Raw genomic sequence first — 17784 nt, 5'->3', positions numbered from 1 at the left:
AAAGAATCAATCATGATTAACTTTCAAAAATATAACAACCTTTCGGGCTGGGCGGTATTTGTCATTACGCTTATTGTATACTGGATTACCATGGAGCCTACGGCGAGCTTCTGGGATTGCGGGGAGTTCATTGCGGCATCGTATAAACTTCAGGTGCCACATCCGCCGGGTGCACCTTTCTTTCTGCTCATTGGCAGGCTGTTTTCTTTTCTCTCGTTCGGCGATGTAACGGCGGTGGCCTACTGGATCAATTTCAGCAGTGTGCTTGCCGGCGCTTTCACGTCCATGTTCCTGTTCTGGTCCATCACCTTGTTGGGTCGCAGGCTGATGAAGATCAATACGCCGGAGGCGCTTACCGCAGACCAGGCGTTGGTGCTGGTAGGGGCAGGGTTGACCGGCGCGCTAGCCTATACGTTTGCCGACTCAGCGTGGTTTTCGGCAGCGGAAGCAGAGGTCTACTCCATATCGTCGTTCTTCACTGCCTTCGTGGTGTGGGCCATGCTCAAGTGGCAGGCTATGGAAGACGAGTCGCGGGCAAACCGTTGGCTGATCTTCATCTTTTACATGATGGGCCTCTCCATCGGCGTGCACCTGCTCAACCTTGTGGCTGTTCCTGCCCTGGCACTCATCTATTATTTTAAAAAGTACAAACCAGGTACGTGGGGCGTTGTGGCAACCTTGCTTACAGGCCTGCTGATCATCTTCACCATTTTCGAGCTCATCATCCCTGGTCTTCCGTCTGTGGCTGGCAACTTTGAGATCTTCTTTGTGAATACACTTGGGCTTCCTTTCGGCTCGGGTGCTTCTTTCTTCGGCATCATCATCCTGGCGATGCTGATCTACGGTATTTATTATACACAGCAAAAGCGGAAACCGCTGCTCAATACGGCACTGCTGGCATTGTCGTTTATCCTCATCGGCTACTCTTCTTATGCCATGGTGGTGATCCGCTCCAACGCCGATACGCCCATCAATGAGAACGAACCTTCGGATGTGATGCGTGTGGTGCGATATCTTAAGCGTGAGCAGTATGGCACGCGTCCATTGCTGTATGGTCAGTATTTTACGGCGCAGATGGAAGGTATTGAAGAGGGGGCGCCGGTGTACGCGAAAGGCAAAGACAAGTATGAGGTGGTTGACCACAAGCTTTCGGTGAAGTACCCGGCGAAAGATCAAACCATATTGCCACGCATCTGGAGCACGGAAGAGAGTCACCGCAAGACCTACCAGGATCTGCTGGGATTGCGCGCCGGGGAGAAGCCGAGCTTCACCGATAACCTGCGCTTCATGTTCACCCACCAGATCGGATGGATGTATGTGCGGTACTTCTTTTTCAACTTTGCCGGGCGCGAAAGTGACGATCAGAACGCCACGTGGCTGAGTCCGCGCCAGTGGTTCGAAGCGCTTCCGCCATCGCTGGCAGAGAACAGGGGCAGAAATAATTTTTTTATGATTCCCTTTGTGCTTGGGCTTGTGGGCATGTATTACCAGTCGGTGAAGAACACTAAAAACTTTCTGGCCATCGCGCTTTTGTTTTTGCTCACGGGTGTGGCGTTGGTGATCTACCTGAACTCTCCGCCGGTAGAGCCGCGGGAGCGCGATTATATTTATGTGGGATCGTATTACGCTTACTGCTTCTGGATCGGGTTTGCCGTGATCGCACTATCGGAGTGGCTTACAAAACTTTTCAAGTCAAGAAGGACGGCCGGTATTGCTGCAACCCTGATCTGCCTCTCGGCACCGCTGCTGATGGTGAAGGACGGATGGGATGATCACAATCGTGCGAAACGTTATTTTTCGGTTGACACGGCCATCAACGACCTGCAATCATGCGCGCCTGACTCGATTCTTTTCACGGGTGGTGATAACGACACCTTTCCACAATGGTATGTGCAGGATGTGGAAGGCGTTCGCACCGATGTTCGTGTGATCGTGTCGAGTTATTTCAACAGCGACTGGTATGTAGGGCAAGCCATGCGGCAGCGATACGAATCGAAGCCATTTCCTTTCACGCTCACCAGGCACAACTACCGAGAGGGTGGCCCCAACAATCCGTACCTGCCTTACTATGACATGAAGATCCCGAGCATGGACCTGAAAGATTACCTGGAGCTGCTCAAAAAAGAGCACAAGGCATTGCTGGTATATCCGTCGGCCAACGTAGTGCCCACGCGCGACATTGTGCTGAAGGTTGATGTTGAGAAAGTGCGTTCACTGGGCGTGGTTCCGAAAACGCTGGAGCACCTGATCGTACCCGAAATACACCTGCGCCTGAAGGAGAATGGCCTCGAGCTTAAGGATCTGGCCATGCTCGACGTGCTGGCAACGGCCGATTGGCAACGCCCTGTCTATGTCACGAATACTTCGTTGGCTCAGTTCAACGTAGACCTGACACCGTATGCAGTGCGCGAGGGCAATACGTACCGCATCCTGCCCGTGCTGAACTCTGACCCGCAGAACGACCTGGTGAACACGGAAGCCAGCTATGAGAACATGACAAAGAAGTTCCAGTTCAGGGGCCTGAACGATCCCGACATCTATTTTACCGACGATTACCGTCGCGCCGTTCAGAATCACCGAAACAACTTCAACTCCCTGGCCACAGCGCTGCTGATGGAAGGTGATACCACAAAAGCGAAGGAAGTGATATTGTTCAGTCTTGACAAGATGCCCGACCGCGGCGTTCGTTACGACATTACTCACCTGCAAACCTCGCAGCTGCTATTTGAGCTTGGCGAACGGGAAAAGGCAGTGGGGATAGCCGATACGTTAGCGGAACGTGCCGATCAGCTCATCACGTATTACCTGAACACCGGGCAATATGGCCAGAAGCTTCAGCTACAGATGGCCATTGTGAGAGAGGTTGCGCGGATCTACTATATATACGATGAAGGAGACCGTGCCCGTGCCGTTGAAAACATCTTTAACCGGCACGCCAGCATTTTTGGAATGAAGCGGAGGGAGATGTGAGAATAGTCCACAGTCGACAGTCCACGGTCCACGGCCGTTCGGAGTCTTTTCCTTAAACGGGTTCTGAAAAAGGCTGACCCTGCCAGACACCTGGTATAAGGATGGATCAACGCATTCTCATTGGACGTGTTTCTGAATTGAAAGAGTGCTCACTCATTTCAGCCCTGAAAGGGCGTCAATAAAAAAGCGTAGGGTGCAAGCCCTACGCTTTTTATAACGAGGCACGCCCAAGCCCCAAAGGGGCGAAATAGACACGCCCATCTACAATAACGAAACGCTCAATTTTGACTCGCTTGTTTTTTTATCTCAACACCAATCCAACGTTTTGCATCAAACATGTTACTAAAACATACAACCTTGATACTTTCATCCGCGTAAGCGTTAGGGTTCGCCATTTTAACTCAAAGAGGAATATGAGACCGAATGTTTACATCGCTACGGTAATCGCCGTATTGTTCACATGTAATCTGTTTTATATTCCTGTTTGGGCACAGGAGAAATGTGGCGCTGAAATACCCGCGCCGGCTCCGTTCGGGCAACGGTTGGTGCAGGCTTCGAAGATACAAGGCAACACCAGCCTGACAAGCAACACCTGGACGATCTATCGTATTCCTGTGGTAGTGCATGTGATCCACCTGGGCGAACCGTTAGGGCAAGGCTCCAACATTGCCGACGCCCAGATCTTCGAGCAGATACAGACCTTGAACGAAGACTTCCGCAGGCGAAATGCAGACACTATTCGCACCCCTGCCTTTTTCAAAGGTGTAGCCGCCGATGCCCGCATCGAGTTTGTGCTTGCCAAAGAAGACCCGGATGGCAGGCCTACCAATGGAATTGTGCGTGTAGATGCCAGCAATGCCAAAGAAGATGTGAAGAAGCTCAGCTACTGGCCCGCCGAAGATTATATGAACGTTTGGGTGATGGACATGGGACGCGGCGCTCCATATTATGCAGGATCAGCACAGTTTCCGGTGTCATCACTTCCCGGTCTTGAGAGCGCAAGCGACGACCGCCTCACGGATGGGGTGCTGCTGAACTACAAGTTCTTTGGCAAAGGATTCGAAACATGGGACTCCAGCCAGGGCAGAACCCTTACCCATGAGACCGGTCACTTTCTGGGATTGTTGCATACCTGGGGAAATGGCGGCTGTAGTTACACAGACTATTGTGAAGATACACCAGGCTCCGGCGCGGCTTCCTACTCCTGCACCGAAACGGCCTCTTGTAATGGCCCCCTTCGGGTCATGTACGAGAACTTTATGGATTACACCAGTGATGCCTGCATGAACATGTTCACCCGCAACCAGGTAATGCGCATGCGCACCGTTCTGGAGAACAGTCCCAGGCGGCTGAGCCTGTGGACATCTCATGGCCTTGGTCCTGAAGACGTTCCTTTGACCGAGGTGTTGTCATGTTATCCGAATCCCGGTAGGGAAAAGGTGACGTTGCTGTTTGATGTGGCCGCCTATCCCGGCGCCAGTGTTGAGGTAGTGAATGCCATGGGGCAGGTGTTATTGAAAGCCAACGTCAAAGAGCAGGAATCCATGCTCGACGTATCCCAATGGGAGGCAGGCATCTACACCATTAGGGTGAGGCATCAGGCATTCACCGGCTTGCAGAGGCTTGCAGTGCAAGGAAATTGACAGCCGACAAAAACGCTGACAAATTCCGTCGGGGCGAAACTTACAGGTCCAAAAATCATAAGATAGTCCATCTCAAGGCCCAAAAACATCAAAAAAGGCCAAAAGATGCTCTGAGTCTTCCCTGAGTCTTCTCTGAGTCTTTCCTGAGTCTTCCCTGTTGGACCCAAAAAACCGCAGAATAATCCATTAGGATTGCCAGGCAACACGACGCTTGCCGCCCCACTTTTCGACAGTGTGAACCAATTATATCACCCACACGGCCGTGGACTGTGGACCTTCGACAGTGGACTCATCAAAAATTTTCAACTTTTTTTGCAGAAATAGATTTCTCTTATACATTTGCAGTCCCAAAACAAGGGAGCAGCGTCAGAAGGAGCTGTTTAGAACGGAAATGGGAGCTTAGCTCAGCTGGTTCAGAGCATCTGCCTTACAAGCAGAGGGTCGGGGGTTCGAATCCCTCAGCTCCCACTTAGAAGTCGATATCATAATAGGGTATCGACTTTTTCATTTTACGCCAATGTGAGGGATGAGAACCGAAGGGTTGGCGGGGGTTCGAAATCCAGCGCGGCATGTGCGGTTGGGGATTCACGAGAGCAAGTGTGCATGGCTGAGCGTACGAGTAATCCCTCAGCTCCCACTTAGAAGTCGATACCATAATACGGTATCGACTTTTTTATTTTACGCCAATGTGAGGGATGAGAACCGAAGGGTTGGCGGGGGTTCGAAATCCAGCGCGGCATGTGCGGTTGGGGATTCACGAGAGCAAGTGTGCATGGCCTGAGCGTACGAGTAATCCCTCAGCTCCCACTTAGAAGTCGATATCATAATAGGGTATCGACTTTTTCATTTTACGCCAATGTGAGAGATGAGAACCGAAGGGTTGGCGGGGGTTCGAAATCCAGCGCGGCGTGTGCGGCTGGGGGATTCACTAGAGCAAGTGTGCATGGGCTGAGCGTACGAGTAATCCCTCAGCTCCCACTAAAAGCCACCTGCAGAGATGTGAGTGGCTTTTCTGTTGTAGGAGGAAATGCAAAACCGCGGAGGACGCGGAGAGGCGCAGAGGGCCGCGGAGGAATGTTGTTGCTGGTTGCTTTCATCTTCTGAGACTGGTATCCTGATTGTCTTTCTTCTTGAACCAGCAACCTAACCGGTATCCTGATCACCATCCCCTGAAACCCCTTTCTGAGCTTGAACTAAAAATGGCGCTGGTTGCGTCTGAACCTCCTCCTGAAACCGGTATCCTGAGCCCGAATCTTGAACAATGGAAGACACGTGAACGAAGGATCCCCTGACCGGTTAGGGTGTACTAATTCGTGAGCACGTCGTCACAGTGTCTCCCGTCTCCGGAATGCTGCGTGACTATGGGATACGTTCGAGAGCGCGGAGTCCCGGAAACTCCGTTTGGACCAATGTTGTATTTGATATTTAGTCCGACAAACCGCATAAAAACTCACGGACATCAAGGCTTGTGACCCTGCGTACCCACGCTGCATTCCTTCCAATCAGTATTCAATAATCCAATCGGAATAAGAAATGCTGATGCTTTTACAAGAAAATCAAGCAGTGAATTATCGAAGTTGCCGAATATCGCAACGCCTGCAAAAATCAATCCAATGAAAATAGCGCGGTCTAATGCTTTCATAAATTAAGGTGGGTTCCATTGTTCCAGCTTAGTCGAATCAAATTACATTTTCTAAGCGTGATTGTTTGTTCGGAATATCAACTTGATTCCAAGTGGGCTAGTGATCAGCGGATCAGGTGGGGCGTGGAATCGGTCACCGAAGATAAAAAAAAGCAGCCGTATTCAACAATAATCATCAAAATCCATAGATGATTTACTTTGGGCATCAGGCAAAATAAAATGACCGCCTCCAACCCTAGTCGCCGGCCAGGGTTGTTACTGTCCACCTAGACGAACTTACTCTATTAATTTTCCGGCCTTCATCGCCTTTGTTTGCAAATAATTAATAAAAGCACTGCAGGATACTAACATAAACAATGCATCCTCTTGGTCCAAATTAGATTCCTCTAACATTGCGTGTCGAATGCCATCTCCGTCACTCGTGTATCCATATATCTTTATGAAACCTTGTTCTAAGGCTCCATGAATTGTAATCGTTTCCTTTAGTTCTTTTAATGCCTTCCCCAACTCAGTTTTTTTGTCGCCAGCAATGAGTTGACATAGAGCCTCAACAGCAGAAATGGATTCTTTTATCGAGTTACGATAGTCAGGACTTTTCTTGTCAGACAACTTGTTTAAAGCTTCGGATAGGTGAATATTTACTCCTTTTAATCTAGGTTGAGAGGTTGATGAAATTGCTTTTTCTATCTCAAGAATTTCCCCTTCATTCGTAATAGGAGAAAGCTGTCCGTTTACAAATCTATATCCTGAAAACTCCCGTTTCAAAATGAAATTCATCGAGTCGGCGAATTCTCTGCCGTTAGGTATGTCAGACGCTACCAGGAAGTCAATAAAATCATACACTTCTAAATAGTCCCATTTAAAAAATCTTTTCCTCAGATTGTCAGCAATTATTTCGGTGAATCTTGGGATTTGATCCATGGGCTGTTTAAAAAATGAAAACCATAGATGTTCGATCAATCCTCGAAATTCTGAGTATTGAAGTTCGTGTCTCGTTTTCATCGGATCAATGATATATGCAGTCAAAACGTTCCATATCCCATTCCTTAACTCATCGTCCATTGAGTCGAGTTGAATGTTAACTCTAGGTTGTTTCTTTCCAATTCGTTCCGAGAATTTCATGTGGAGAATAGTTGTAACGTTTGACTACTTTACGTTGCGGCTTGGAAGGCAAACGACGGGGGAGAGACTGATTTGCTCGACTACTCCGAAAACTGTGCCATGCGAATGTTTTTTTTAAAACGTAAACTCCAACTTTGGACCACACCCCACAGAAGCACACAGCGTGTGTTGGCATTGTTTCATCTTAACCTCCGGCCGCCAACGATTACTGTTAGGCTTCTTGTCCTGTCATGCTTTTGACGAGACTTGTTGCTTCTGAAAGACCTTTCGCAGTTAGCGTGTATCCGCTTTCTTTATTTCCAGATACTTCGGCAGACATTGTTTTGAAAATATTGGCGAAATTGGGTCCATCCCAAGCATCATAATGAAGACATGTCTCTTTTATTTGTTCGTGTGTAAATCTCGCAGCTCCAGTTCCCAGATAGGCAGACACGCCTTTCAAAAGAAAGACATTCCTCATCCGTTGAGCTTTCTTGCTCCCTGGAACGGATTTTGACACCAAGTCTATTTCATCAATGCCAAGACTGAAAATAGACCCTAAGGCTGAAGGTTTGATTCCATTTCTTGCAATCCACTTCTTTCCAGCCGGACTTATACCCTCAAGTTCATCATCAATTGCCACTGTAACTGCTTCAGGTTGGGTAACGGGAATTTCATGTGAGATTTCCTTCCCTGCACCGATCGTGTTTGTGATGCTGAACTTTCCAGCAACGTAAACTAACACACGAGAACGCGCATCTGCGTCCAAATCTTTTAGTGCGGCGTAGACTTGACTTATTGCGATAATTTCGGGGTCGTCAATTGCTTTGCCTTGTTTTGCCATGTTTATGAAGTTTCGATTTTATTAGGCCAAAGAGCAGTCCACTCATTCTTTAGGAACTGGAATGCAAACTCTGCCGCCGTAAATGCGGCATACTCTTGCCATGAATCCGTCTTTTCTGCAGCAAAATCACATACAGACTTGAAGGATACTACTCGCGGCTTCGGTTCAGGCGCTTCGTGCACCGCTCGATAGACACCGTAAGTCTCCATTTCTACTCCTATTAACTTACGCCAATTTTTTTGTATTTCAATAATTCGAGTTGCATCGTCAATGACTTGGTCTGCAGCTCCGAGTGGGCCGACGTGGAGGTGATTTGATTTTGGTGGAGGTGTTCCGTTCCATCTGCTTCGAATCTTATCAAATATTGAATGATTTCCGCGATATCGAGCAAGTACGCTCCGAAGGCGTGGATTAAGGCCAATGGGATAAGGATCTGGTTGAAATCCTCTAATTCCATCCTCGTCCACCACTTTACCAGAATTATAATCGATGCTTGGATCTGCCGTGAGAATATCGCCAAATTCCTTACCCCCCGAACGAGTGCCTGCTGCTATTCCTATCATAACCACAATTCGAGGTTTGAATTGCATGATTAATTGGGTTGTTGCAATCGCAGCTGCGGTAAGCCCCATTGACGTTGAAGTAGTGGCAATCACCCTCAGTGATACACCTTCCTTTGTTTTAATGCTGGATTCTCTGTAGACGTGAGTATACTGAGGATTCGGCAGCTCTTTCCATTCCGTCTCGCTAAATGTATTTATTACCGCTGCGAGTTCCGGAAATTCTAATGCGCAAATAATTCCAATATCAGTTTCAAATTCCTTGGAGTCCGCCTCTGATTTGAGTTGGAGACCACTTAACAGTCGCAGTCTACTTAATCCAAGTGGTGTTAGTGACCAAGGTATTGGTGAGCCGTTGTGAGTCGGTGCGACAAGGCCTTCGTATTTCCTAAGACTCGCAGACACATTTGAAGGGGTGTTAGAACCAAGATGAAGTTTTAGAAGAGATGTTATTTGACTGGCGGTTATCGGCTGGGTATGAGCACCTAAGCAATACAAAGCCGCGAGAATCAAGTATTGATCTGTTCTCTCGCTCTTCTTAACTGCACCTAAAAAAGACGAGAACTCATTCATTAAACACACTTTTTGTCAAACATTCAATTACTGGCGTGTAAGATTTTTACCCATAACATACCACGGTCATCTTTTCACCCTTCATCGTAGTTACAGTCTTCGGATTACGCCGTTGAAGCCGGGTCTGTCAATTGTTTTCTTATTTATCATCCTCATCCTCGTCTTTTTGAGTATCAAGTTGTAGATTCTTTTCTAAAACTTCCTTTCGAACTTCCTTGAATATCAGCTTACCAAACGATGTCATTGTCCAATACTCATTGTCGTCACTTATTTTGTGCCTCTTTGCAGAGGGCTCAATCAGATCAAGCACATTTAAGTCAGCCAGTATTTTTCTGATTGTATTTGACGGTATCTCCCAAGGCTTTCTTAATTTTCTTGTTGTATCCGGATTCTTCGATATTCCTATTACCCTCGCAGATCCTTTGGTACTATTTTCAATCATTAACTCCGGTGCTAGTGCGTTGAAGATATCGAACAAAGTGTACACGCTTGTGTTTTCCCAATGCATTCCATATTGATAAAAGAAGGAAATTCGCCTTTGGTTATGCTTCAATACTTCGATAGTTTTTCTGTTTTTTTCCATTTCCTCTTCTCGTCTTTCCGCCTTAATGGCGCTGAGATTCGTACGCAAATCAGCGTTCTCTTTACTCAGTCGTGAGATTTCGGAAAGTACTTCTGGTCCGGTATGTTCATTTGCTCGAACCCAGCCAATTCTTGGATTTGTAGCAAACTGTTTCATTAGGGAAATTGAAACCTTTCCATATAGGTCCTCCTTGCTTGTCCAAAAGCGAATGAGTTTTCTTTTTATTTTCGTTTTAAAATCGTTTAGCTTAGTGACCTTCAATGCCTCTTTATCTACTTTGTCAGCCGGCCAGCTTACCGTATCGTCAATCAAGAATCCTAATGTGGGAACTCCTATTTGAGTTGCATAATCATATTCCTTTTCAGTATAGCTTATTTCTCCGTCCATTGAACCATATCTGAACGCTGCTATGACGACATAGTAATCGCAGTCATCTATCTGTTTTTTTATTAATTTCCATTGTTCTTCGTCATCAGCGCTAAACATCTCCATCCCAACAGGAATATGGCCCATTTCTAATATTGCTTTTATTACTAAATCTCTTTCGTCCTTCAGATCGCTATATGTGGAGCTGACAAAAATTTGGTACTTGCATCTCATGTTTTATTTGATCAGGTATCATTATTCTACGGTCAGGGGCATTGATGTCCAATTTTTTCATGGAATAATCCTAGTTGACGGGCGATCGCTTGCCAGACCGGTCCTATAGTTAAAATAAAAAGTAACCGTATGCTACAGTAATCATCCAAACCAGTTGCGTTTTTGGTTTTAGCACTAATAACTTAATAGATTAGAGACCATGGCGGAGTGCGTTATCGTCTCAAGTCATTTTTATTTTATTGAGCTCAACGCAGGTATGCCTTACTGCTCGAAATATTAGTCTTATACACTGAATAATTAGTGTTAGAATGTTACAAGAGTGATTCCGCGTGGGCTAGCGATCAGTGGATCAGGTGGGGCGTGGAATCTGTCACCGAAGATAAAAAAAGCAGCCGTATTCATCAAGAATCATAAAGGATTTACCTTGGAATCTGGAAAAATAAAATGATCGACTTCAATCCCTACGGCATTTCAATCTGCGTAAATTCATCTGAACAATAAATCATTTTACACTATGGCTAAAAGGAACAACAAGGCTACCGAATGGCCCAAGTACAACGGGCGATCCTTCGGGTGGAGGCAGGGGTAACAATCGGCCATCAACCCCAAAACCATCCGCGCCAAAAGGGAAATAACATTTAAGCCGTTCTATTTGGAACGGCTTTTATTTTTAATGGAAGTGCTCCTGCGGGAAGTCTTAGCGATACGCATCTTGGCACTGTCTGTAACTGCAATATCAAACTGTTGTTTTTGCCACGCGTGCGACTGGGAATCGAAAGCAGCGTACCTTCAAGGCAATTAATGAAGCACCACAATTACTCGAGCTGCTTCACAATCGAAGAGGGACTGACATTCAAAACCTCGGCAATTTTGAACAGTGTAGTAAGCGTTGGCTGACGAAGACCTCTTTCCAACATTGAAATATAAGTCCTGTCCAAACCACAATCCGTAGCAAGCTCTTCCTGAGTTAAGCCTTTTTTGTTTCTCAGCTCTTTAAGTAGTTCCCCAAATCTCGCTTCCAGACCTTTCATAAGCCTGTGAAGCTCTATAAGTTTGAAAAAATTGTTTGACGACTATAGTCTGAATGTGAAAAATTTTTTTACTTTTGAAATAGTAAGAGAAAAGTAAAATATTGCGAAATATTCGATAACACATCGAGGCATTCGCACTTAGCGTCCCGTCAAGAAAACTGGTAATTTTCAACAACCACGGGACAATAGGTGAAGGTGCTCACGTCAATATTGGCGTGGGCGCTCACTTATCCGTGGTTGGGTATACCAGTACCTCTTGGCGGTAAGTCGGGCACCACGCCATCTTTTTTGGCTTCCCTCGTCGTCTCGACTTATAGACGCTCATATTGATTCGTACTATTAACCGTACTCAACATGAGCTCTCAACAAATCTTCATTCTCTGCAAGCGCCCACCTTCCTGATCCTTTCGTAAGGAGCCCAACAGGCTGTGCCCGGCACTTTTCCATCCTAACCATGGCAATATCGGGGGATGGTTGTGCCGGTGCACTGGCCTGCCTTTTCTCATTTCTTAAACAAAACAAAAAAGACTCACAGTTATGATCAAATACAACAAAGCCAACAACCCCAGCAAGATCGTTATACCTGTATCAAGTCCAGAGGAAGTATTGAGATACCAACAGGGTATTGCCGGAGTACTGGCTACTATTGAGCTTCGCAGCATAACGCCTGCGCTCAAAGAAGACATTAAGGTTGTGTATAACCTGCTAGACCATATGCAGTGTAAGGATAATCTAAAGCAACTGCTTGAGGCAGCGAACATCGGCGCAGAGAAAATAGAGCGGTTTCGGAAAATACGCAACCGTGGAGAGCGCTGAAAAGCCACCTGTGATATATGTCATCCCTGACGGGATTTGAGTGTTTGTTCTCGATTTGTCTACCGATATGCCGTCTCTGACGAGACTGGTAAGAGGCCGCGATTGGAACATCGGTGTATTAATTAAACCAGTGCGTCACGTTGGTGGAATGAAAGTCCCGTGAGGGACGACATATTCGGTAGAATTAGATGATTCACACGCACAAAATCCCGTGAGGGATGACATATTTTCTCTGCCCTTTTATTACCACAAATCATGTTATGTCTAAGAACTCTCCCGATCTTCTCTCAGCGCTACACCAAAACCCGGAGATGGTAATCGATCGGAATTCAAAAACTCCTCTCCTCACGAGTGGCCGGCGTGTTGAGATCCTGGCGTCAAAGAAGGAGATTAGTCAGCGGCTATATATCGGGAATAGTGTGCTCCAAATTGAGATAGAAGTGGCTCTTACTTAATGCGGGCATGTCATCGCACTGTCTTCGGTCCCCGGATGCGGCGTGGCTACAAGAGGCTACGTTCGCGAGCGTGGGAGTCCGGAAAACCAGAGACCCGCTTGGGCCCATGACGCACTATTGCTGGTTTCTTTATGTATCTGTAGTAACGTCGTCCCAATTGTCTGCGTAGTAAGTCACCCAATTAATTGCATAGTGTCTTTCGTAAACTATGCTTGGATTTAGGTTCAAATCGTCTGCATTATCCAGTTGAGATTGTCTTGTCGCCAGTGAAGTCTATAAATCAAGTCCGATTGGTCAAGAATTTCACTCACACTCCTGATGGTGGATGATTTTATGAAATCAACAGAACTGTTCATGAATTCCGGAAGTCTATCTACAATGTCGGCAATATTCACTTCATCAGTCGGCAAGTCCAGTTGGTCAACCTTGTTAATTGTCCACAATAGTGCCCAGATTGATTCTGAACGCCACGAGATATTTATTTTGTCTTGGTCAGTTAGTCTATCTTTTTCAAAAAGTAATTTTTCTTCTCCTGACACGCTATCCCAAAGTCTTTCGGTTTTTAAAAAATCAATAATGTCTTGCTTTGAGTCTTCCTCAGCGGCATAGTTAAGATAGGTCAGAATTAAAATACGCTTGGCTATCTCTTCCGGCGTTCTGAGCCTGACTTCAAACTCTTCTTCAACTGTCGGTAAATGGTCGATATATGGAATGCCTGATTCCTTGAGTAAGGCCTCTGTTTTTTGCTTTCTTTCTAATGCTGTCATATTGTTTCGTCAGGTACTTTTGGTGCTTTCAGGGCGTAATGGATCAGAAATTTATCTAACCCCTCCTCAAATCGAATCCATAATGCATGGTTCTTTCACTGAAATTGTTTTTCACACAAGCCGGTAATTCGTGAATGGCTGCGCGATAATGCACGCCAAGGCCTCCACGGTCAGGGTCTCCGGCGTCCTCGACTATGTAGGCAATTACGGTTTCAGATTCAAATACAAGGTAGTCTTCAATTCGTACGTAGGGGCCGAGCGCTTTTGCGAATTCCTCTATTGTTTTCGAGCGGTTGGTAAGCGGAGTAAAATAGCCACCTGTACCGACAAACATATAGTGATAGTCCAGCAAGTATTTCAAAACGAATGACGTCAGGCGGTGGGCTTTCAGTTCGTGGTGAAGAAAATCGCCGGTGTCGCCTTCATAATCCAAGAGATAGCCATCGACCGGTGGATCTTCGAAGGAGAGGTTTTCAATTTTGACGGCCCAATAGTAATCCGCTTCTCCCTGGATCATCAGCGTCACTGCCTGGAATTTTTCTGAAAATGAAATGTCGTACGAGTCCCTGAAGATCCATTGATCCGTTTTCAGCATATGTTCGATAAAGCAAATCCATTCTTTTAAAGATGGCGGCAATGTTCTGCCTGCTTTTGCTTCGACTGAATTGATCTTTTCAATGTGATCATCCATTTTCCACGCAAGGGAAACGTTATGCCATTTGCTTATAAAGTTTCGGATCGTTTCCCAGGCGTCGGTGTACGACGACGGTGTATGGCTTATTGTGATCATGTTACCAGCTCAGTGTCAGGTTTTCTGATCAACCCTCCTCCACAACAGATACTTCGGTGGCAGCTTTAGCACTTTTGGCAATCATGGTGTCTCCGATTTTCTGCACAATAAAGATCAGTACAAAGGCAAACCTGCCTGTCAGGGGAGATACCATGGTGATGGCAATGCATAACAGAAAAATTGCAGGTACCGCAAGCGCTCTTCCTTGCAGCCAGTGAATCTGCTTTCCACTTAATGTTGATCTTAATTGCTGGGTGCTGATGATAGCCCGTGTCAGGAAGACATTAGTAATGCCAATGGCGACGAGGTTGAGGCAGTAAAACGTAAATGCTCCGTTATCTCCAAAATTTTCGGAATATAAAGCAGTTGAGAACGGCATCAGACCCACAAAGAGAAGCAGGATGATGTTTATCCAGATAAGCTTGGAATTGAACGATGTTACCAGCGTGCAAAGTTGAAGATGCGCTCTCCAGAACAACGCCGTAACGATGAAGCTGACACCGTAACCGATAAAGAGCGGAAGGAGATTACCCAGGGCTCCAAATACGCCGTGCTCATGGATCGCTTCATGCGTTGGCACCTTGATCTCGATTACCAGAAGTGTGATGGCAATAGCAAAGACTGCGTCACTGAAAAAAACGATCCTGTCGTGGGGGTACTTACCGAACATATTTATTGCTTTGATGAATGTTAAACAGACGTCCAAAATAAAAATTTACACGCAAATAAATCATCAAAATTCCGGTTTGGATAAACTTTATATTCTTTTTGTGATCCTGAAGCGGTATGCTGAGCCAGATCTTGAACAACAGAACACGTGTGCGAAGGTCTCCCGGCCTGTGCTGCTTAATTAGTGCGCGTGTAATCGCAATGTCTCCCGATCTGCGTGACAAGGGATTTCCGAGATGCTAACATGAGAGAAAGAAACCATATGTCTCGATCTTGACCTACATGAACTGATCTTAACCATGGCCTTTTCCGTCTTGTGATAGAATTTAAGAAAAGAATTAGTCAATAGCTTAATTTTCTTGTCTCTAAATTAAAGATGGGAATGCGCATCGGCTACTCCCGTACTTAGGTAAAAAAGTGTTCACTATTGACTAATAGTTGCCACCGCTATGGAGAATAAAGAAATAAAAACGAATCATCGATTCCTTGACGAAGCTGGTGATACTACATTTTATGGAACCGGAAAAATTCCAGTCATCGGTAATAACGGTGTGTCCCTGTCCTTTATTCTTGGTCTTGTGAAATTCCGTGATCCTCTTGAGGATGTAAGACAGAGAATTATAAAACTTCAGCAACAAGTACAAAATGATCCATACTATAAAGGAGTACCAAGCATTCAAAAAAAGATCTCAAAGGGTAATTTTTATTTCCACGCTACTGACGATCCGGCTGAGGTGCGTAAAACTTTTTTTGAGTTCATGAGGGAAATAGACTGCAGCTTTGAGGGAGTAGTGGCAAGAAAAATTCCTAGGTTATACGAAAGAAAGCATAATGGCAATGAAATTGAGTTTTATGCCGATATGCTTTCACATTTGTTAAAAAACAAATTTCAAAAACAGGGTAAGCTTGTACTGAATATTGCTCAACGTGGTAAGTCAACACGCAATGCCGTATTAGAAATGGCTAGACAGAAGGCAGAGAAGAGATTCACAGATAATAAGGAAGGCAGAGCGGTAAAGACTGAGATTGTTTTTAATATTCAGAACCATACTACCGAGCCATTGCTAAATATTGCTGACTACTTCTGTTGGGCGTTACAACGAGTATTTGAGCGCGGCGAAATAAGGTATTATGAATTCCTAATGGATAAAATACCAGTTGTGGTCGATTTATATGATCAAGAGAACTATGAGAAATGGGGGAACTATTATGGACCAAAAAGACCATTAACAGCTAAAAATAAAATAAGCCCGCCATTGCACTAAGCCCGATTACTCGGGCAACGACATGAAGTCGGAGTTCATACAGGGCAGACTTATTGCAAATATAACGTTTTTTTTAGGATAAATAGTTATCCAAGGATCAAAGCGGCAGTTCGGTTCTTTGACTCAAAAATGCCTCACTATCAGTGGCACTGAGTCTGTAGCTCAACTCACTCCATACAGCACCGCTCAGAATACCGGTTTACGCGGCAAGGTTGTGTTCTACCGGTTATACTTATTTCCCATACTCGATCGGCGACATCCCAGTTATCTTTAACACAGACCGGAAAGTTTGGTATCTGCGGCCCTCCACGATATCTCCGCGTCCTCTGTGGTTTCGCATTCACTAATCATCTCCTTTCACGATAGCCTGGTATCTGTCTTCGATCTTTTGCCAGTCATCGTTCACATCTTTATTAACCTTCAACAACGCCTTTAATTCGGCATCCTCCAACGGTTGTTTTAACGATCGCTGGATCTCGAGCATTACCAGCAGGTATTTCGCTTTATCGAGGTCATCGAGCTGGTCTTTTACGATACCGTATTTTGGCAATGTTTCCGCAGCCAGCTCAGGGGCTTCTTTAGAGTACACGATGTCATATAACACCGTGAATTTTTTAGCAAACGTTTCGTGTTGAAGCGTGCGGAAGAAATTTACGCTGCCGTCCTTTACCGGTGTGCCGATAAAAAGGGTATTGCCTCCCGGATCGGTCAACGTAAACCTGCGGTCGGCGACAAGATCTCGTACTTTGGTGATCTTCGGAATTCCTGAACGGGGAACTTTGCCGGTGTGAGCTTTCAAACTATTTGTAAAAGCATCGTTGATAGCATCCACATCGTCAACCAGGATAAAACACATCGATGAATTTTCAGCGGGGACGTTTTTCCTGTTTCCCCAAAAATGTAATTCGATGTTCCCGAGCTGCACTGCTGCATAGGGGTTGGGTGAGGTATACACACCTTTGATCTCGAAACCCAGCTGTTGATAAAATTCGATCTGCCCTCGTATGTCAGGACACGGTAATATTGGTATAACTTTATTCATGCTGTGAGTTAACCAAATAACAACCAGCTCAGCCAATGAAGAACGGATCGCAGGTAATGCAAAGCGGATTATTCACTGCCCCGGTATCTTAAAGTCAGGGTGACCTCTGCGGCCTCTGCGGTGTCTCTGCGGTTCTGCATTCAGTCTACTAAAGCAGCGCACTTAACTCTTTCGTCATGCTTTCCACCAATTCCGGACGACCATGAAATTGGGCAGGCGTATTCTGGAAAAGCGCGATCTTCCAGACGTTATTTTGCCTTAAGGCGACAAGGGATTGTATGGCATTGGTTGCTGGGTTTATGGCGTTTCCACCTGGCGGCACCATACCCACAACGGCCCGCAACAGCGCAATGTCGGCGGCTAAAAAACGGACTTCCCTGACTTTCCAAACGTCAGATGCCGTTTTATTACTGGCAAAACTGTGTTTAAGCTG

14 protein-coding genes, 1 tRNA gene and 1 pseudogene are annotated in these 17784 nt (G+C 45.8%); 5 read left to right on the top strand and 11 right to left on the bottom strand.

Annotated features, from left to right (window positions below; translation table 11 throughout):
* The first annotated feature begins 12 nt into the window (after window positions 1–12).
* The 3 genes from KK083_RS25615 to KK083_RS25605 all read left to right on the top strand — a co-directional run bounded on the left by KK083_RS25615 (window position 13) and on the right by KK083_RS25605 (window position 5081).
* Window positions 13–2970: a glycosyltransferase family 117 protein gene (locus KK083_RS25615; RefSeq protein WP_254168796.1), complete on the top strand. Its 2958-nt coding sequence runs from the start codon at window positions 13–15 to the stop codon at window positions 2968–2970.
* A 413-nt stretch (window positions 2971–3383) separates the two neighbouring features.
* Complete coding sequence (locus KK083_RS25610; protein WP_254168794.1) at window positions 3384–4613, top strand: M43 family zinc metalloprotease; 1230 nt, start codon at window positions 3384–3386, stop codon at window positions 4611–4613.
* A gap of 393 nt (window positions 4614–5006) precedes the next feature.
* Window positions 5007–5081: transfer RNA gene (locus KK083_RS25605), tRNA-Val, on the top strand.
* A 991-nt stretch (window positions 5082–6072) separates the two neighbouring features.
* Here KK083_RS25605 and KK083_RS25600 read toward each other — a convergent pair.
* The 6 genes from KK083_RS25600 to KK083_RS25575 all read right to left on the bottom strand — a co-directional run bounded on the left by KK083_RS25600 (window position 6073) and on the right by KK083_RS25575 (window position 11547).
* The gene (locus KK083_RS25600) at window positions 6073–6255 is read right to left on the bottom strand and encodes a hypothetical protein (RefSeq protein ID WP_254168792.1); all 183 of its coding nucleotides are present in this window, start codon (window positions 6253–6255) and stop codon (window positions 6073–6075) included.
* Between the two features lie 276 nt (window positions 6256–6531).
* Window positions 6532–7377 carry an AbiJ-NTD4 domain-containing protein gene (locus tag KK083_RS25595; protein ID WP_254168790.1) on the bottom strand — a complete coding sequence of 282 codons (846 nt, stop codon included), beginning with the start codon at window positions 7375–7377 and terminating at the stop codon, window positions 6532–6534.
* A gap of 211 nt (window positions 7378–7588) precedes the next feature.
* Window positions 7589–8200: a hypothetical protein gene (locus KK083_RS25590; RefSeq protein WP_254168788.1), complete on the bottom strand. Its 612-nt coding sequence runs from the start codon at window positions 8198–8200 to the stop codon at window positions 7589–7591.
* Between the two features lie 2 nt (window positions 8201–8202).
* Complete coding sequence (locus tag KK083_RS25585) at window positions 8203–9333, bottom strand: 5'-methylthioadenosine/S-adenosylhomocysteine nucleosidase family protein (protein WP_254168787.1); 1131 nt, start codon at window positions 9331–9333, stop codon at window positions 8203–8205.
* Window positions 9334–9472: 139 nt separating this feature from the next.
* Window positions 9473–10516 carry a DUF4062 domain-containing protein gene (locus KK083_RS25580; protein WP_254168785.1) on the bottom strand — a complete coding sequence of 348 codons (1044 nt, stop codon included), beginning with the start codon at window positions 10514–10516 and terminating at the stop codon, window positions 9473–9475.
* A gap of 815 nt (window positions 10517–11331) precedes the next feature.
* A complete protein-coding gene (locus tag KK083_RS25575) occupies window positions 11332–11547 on the bottom strand; it encodes a helix-turn-helix domain-containing protein (protein WP_254168783.1) in 216 nt (71 codons plus the stop codon).
* Window positions 11548–12084: 537 nt separating this feature from the next.
* Here KK083_RS25575 and KK083_RS25570 point away from each other — a divergent pair.
* The gene (locus tag KK083_RS25570) at window positions 12085–12363 is read left to right on the top strand and encodes a hypothetical protein (RefSeq protein WP_254168781.1); all 279 of its coding nucleotides are present in this window, start codon (window positions 12085–12087) and stop codon (window positions 12361–12363) included.
* Window positions 12364–12947: 584 nt separating this feature from the next.
* On the opposite strand, the pseudogene KK083_RS25565 reads toward KK083_RS25570, so the two are convergent.
* The 3 genes and pseudogenes from KK083_RS25565 to KK083_RS25555 all read right to left on the bottom strand — a co-directional run bounded on the left by KK083_RS25565 (window position 12948) and on the right by KK083_RS25555 (window position 15045).
* Window positions 12948–13585 (bottom strand): annotated as a pseudogene (locus KK083_RS25565) (DUF4272 domain-containing protein).
* 55 nt (window positions 13586–13640) lie between these two features.
* The gene (locus tag KK083_RS25560; RefSeq protein WP_254168776.1) at window positions 13641–14276 is read right to left on the bottom strand and encodes a hypothetical protein; all 636 of its coding nucleotides are present in this window, start codon (window positions 14274–14276) and stop codon (window positions 13641–13643) included.
* Window positions 14277–14403: 127 nt separating this feature from the next.
* The gene (locus tag KK083_RS25555; protein ID WP_254168774.1) at window positions 14404–15045 is read right to left on the bottom strand and encodes a TMEM175 family protein; all 642 of its coding nucleotides are present in this window, start codon (window positions 15043–15045) and stop codon (window positions 14404–14406) included.
* A 448-nt stretch (window positions 15046–15493) separates the two neighbouring features.
* On the opposite strand from KK083_RS25555, the gene KK083_RS25550 reads away from it, so the two are divergent.
* On the top strand, window positions 15494–16309 hold the full coding sequence (locus KK083_RS25550) for a DUF3800 domain-containing protein (RefSeq protein WP_254168772.1): 816 nt from the start codon (window positions 15494–15496) through the stop codon (window positions 16307–16309).
* Between the two features lie 343 nt (window positions 16310–16652).
* Here KK083_RS25550 and KK083_RS25545 read toward each other — a convergent pair whose 3' ends face one another.
* Complete coding sequence (locus tag KK083_RS25545; protein ID WP_254168771.1) at window positions 16653–17351, bottom strand: bleomycin resistance protein; 699 nt, start codon at window positions 17349–17351, stop codon at window positions 16653–16655.
* A 148-nt stretch (window positions 17352–17499) separates the two neighbouring features.
* On the bottom strand, window positions 17500–17784 hold a 285-nt coding region (locus KK083_RS25540; RefSeq protein WP_254168769.1), incomplete at its 5' end, for an SgcJ/EcaC family oxidoreductase.

The sequence above is a fragment of the Chryseosolibacter histidinae genome, from assembly GCF_018598225.1.
GTDB lineage: Bacteria > Bacteroidota > Bacteroidia > Cytophagales > Cyclobacteriaceae > Chryseosolibacter > Chryseosolibacter histidini.
Note: the sequence above shows the minus strand (reverse complement) of the source record. Positions and strands in the feature narration are given on the sequence as shown.

Coding starts and splice junctions, on each gene's coding strand:
- KK083_RS25555 (WP_254168774.1), bottom strand. CDS start 15,045: ATGTTCGGTAAGTACCCCCACGACAGGATCGTTTTTTTCAGTGACGCA.
- KK083_RS25595 (WP_254168790.1), bottom strand. CDS start 7,377: ATGAAATTCTCGGAACGAATTGGAAAGAAACAACCTAGAGTTAACATT.
- KK083_RS25615 (WP_254168796.1), top strand. CDS start 13: ATGATTAACTTTCAAAAATATAACAACCTTTCGGGCTGGGCGGTATTT.
- KK083_RS25545 (WP_254168771.1), bottom strand. CDS start 17,351: ATGAATAAAGTTATACCAATATTACCGTGTCCTGACATACGAGGGCAG.
- KK083_RS25585 (WP_254168787.1), bottom strand. CDS start 9,333: ATGAATGAGTTCTCGTCTTTTTTAGGTGCAGTTAAGAAGAGCGAGAGA.
- KK083_RS25570 (WP_254168781.1), top strand. CDS start 12,085: ATGATCAAATACAACAAAGCCAACAACCCCAGCAAGATCGTTATACCT.
- KK083_RS25610 (WP_254168794.1), top strand. CDS start 3,384: ATGAGACCGAATGTTTACATCGCTACGGTAATCGCCGTATTGTTCACA.
- KK083_RS25590 (WP_254168788.1), bottom strand. CDS start 8,200: ATGGCAAAACAAGGCAAAGCAATTGACGACCCCGAAATTATCGCAATA.
- KK083_RS25600 (WP_254168792.1), bottom strand. CDS start 6,255: ATGAAAGCATTAGACCGCGCTATTTTCATTGGATTGATTTTTGCAGGC.
- KK083_RS25560 (WP_254168776.1), bottom strand. CDS start 14,276: ATGGATGATCACATTGAAAAGATCAATTCAGTCGAAGCAAAAGCAGGC.
- KK083_RS25575 (WP_254168783.1), bottom strand. CDS start 11,547: ATGAAAGGTCTGGAAGCGAGATTTGGGGAACTACTTAAAGAGCTGAGA.
- KK083_RS25550 (WP_254168772.1), top strand. CDS start 15,494: ATGGAGAATAAAGAAATAAAAACGAATCATCGATTCCTTGACGAAGCT.
- KK083_RS25580 (WP_254168785.1), bottom strand. CDS start 10,516: ATGAGATGCAAGTACCAAATTTTTGTCAGCTCCACATATAGCGATCTG.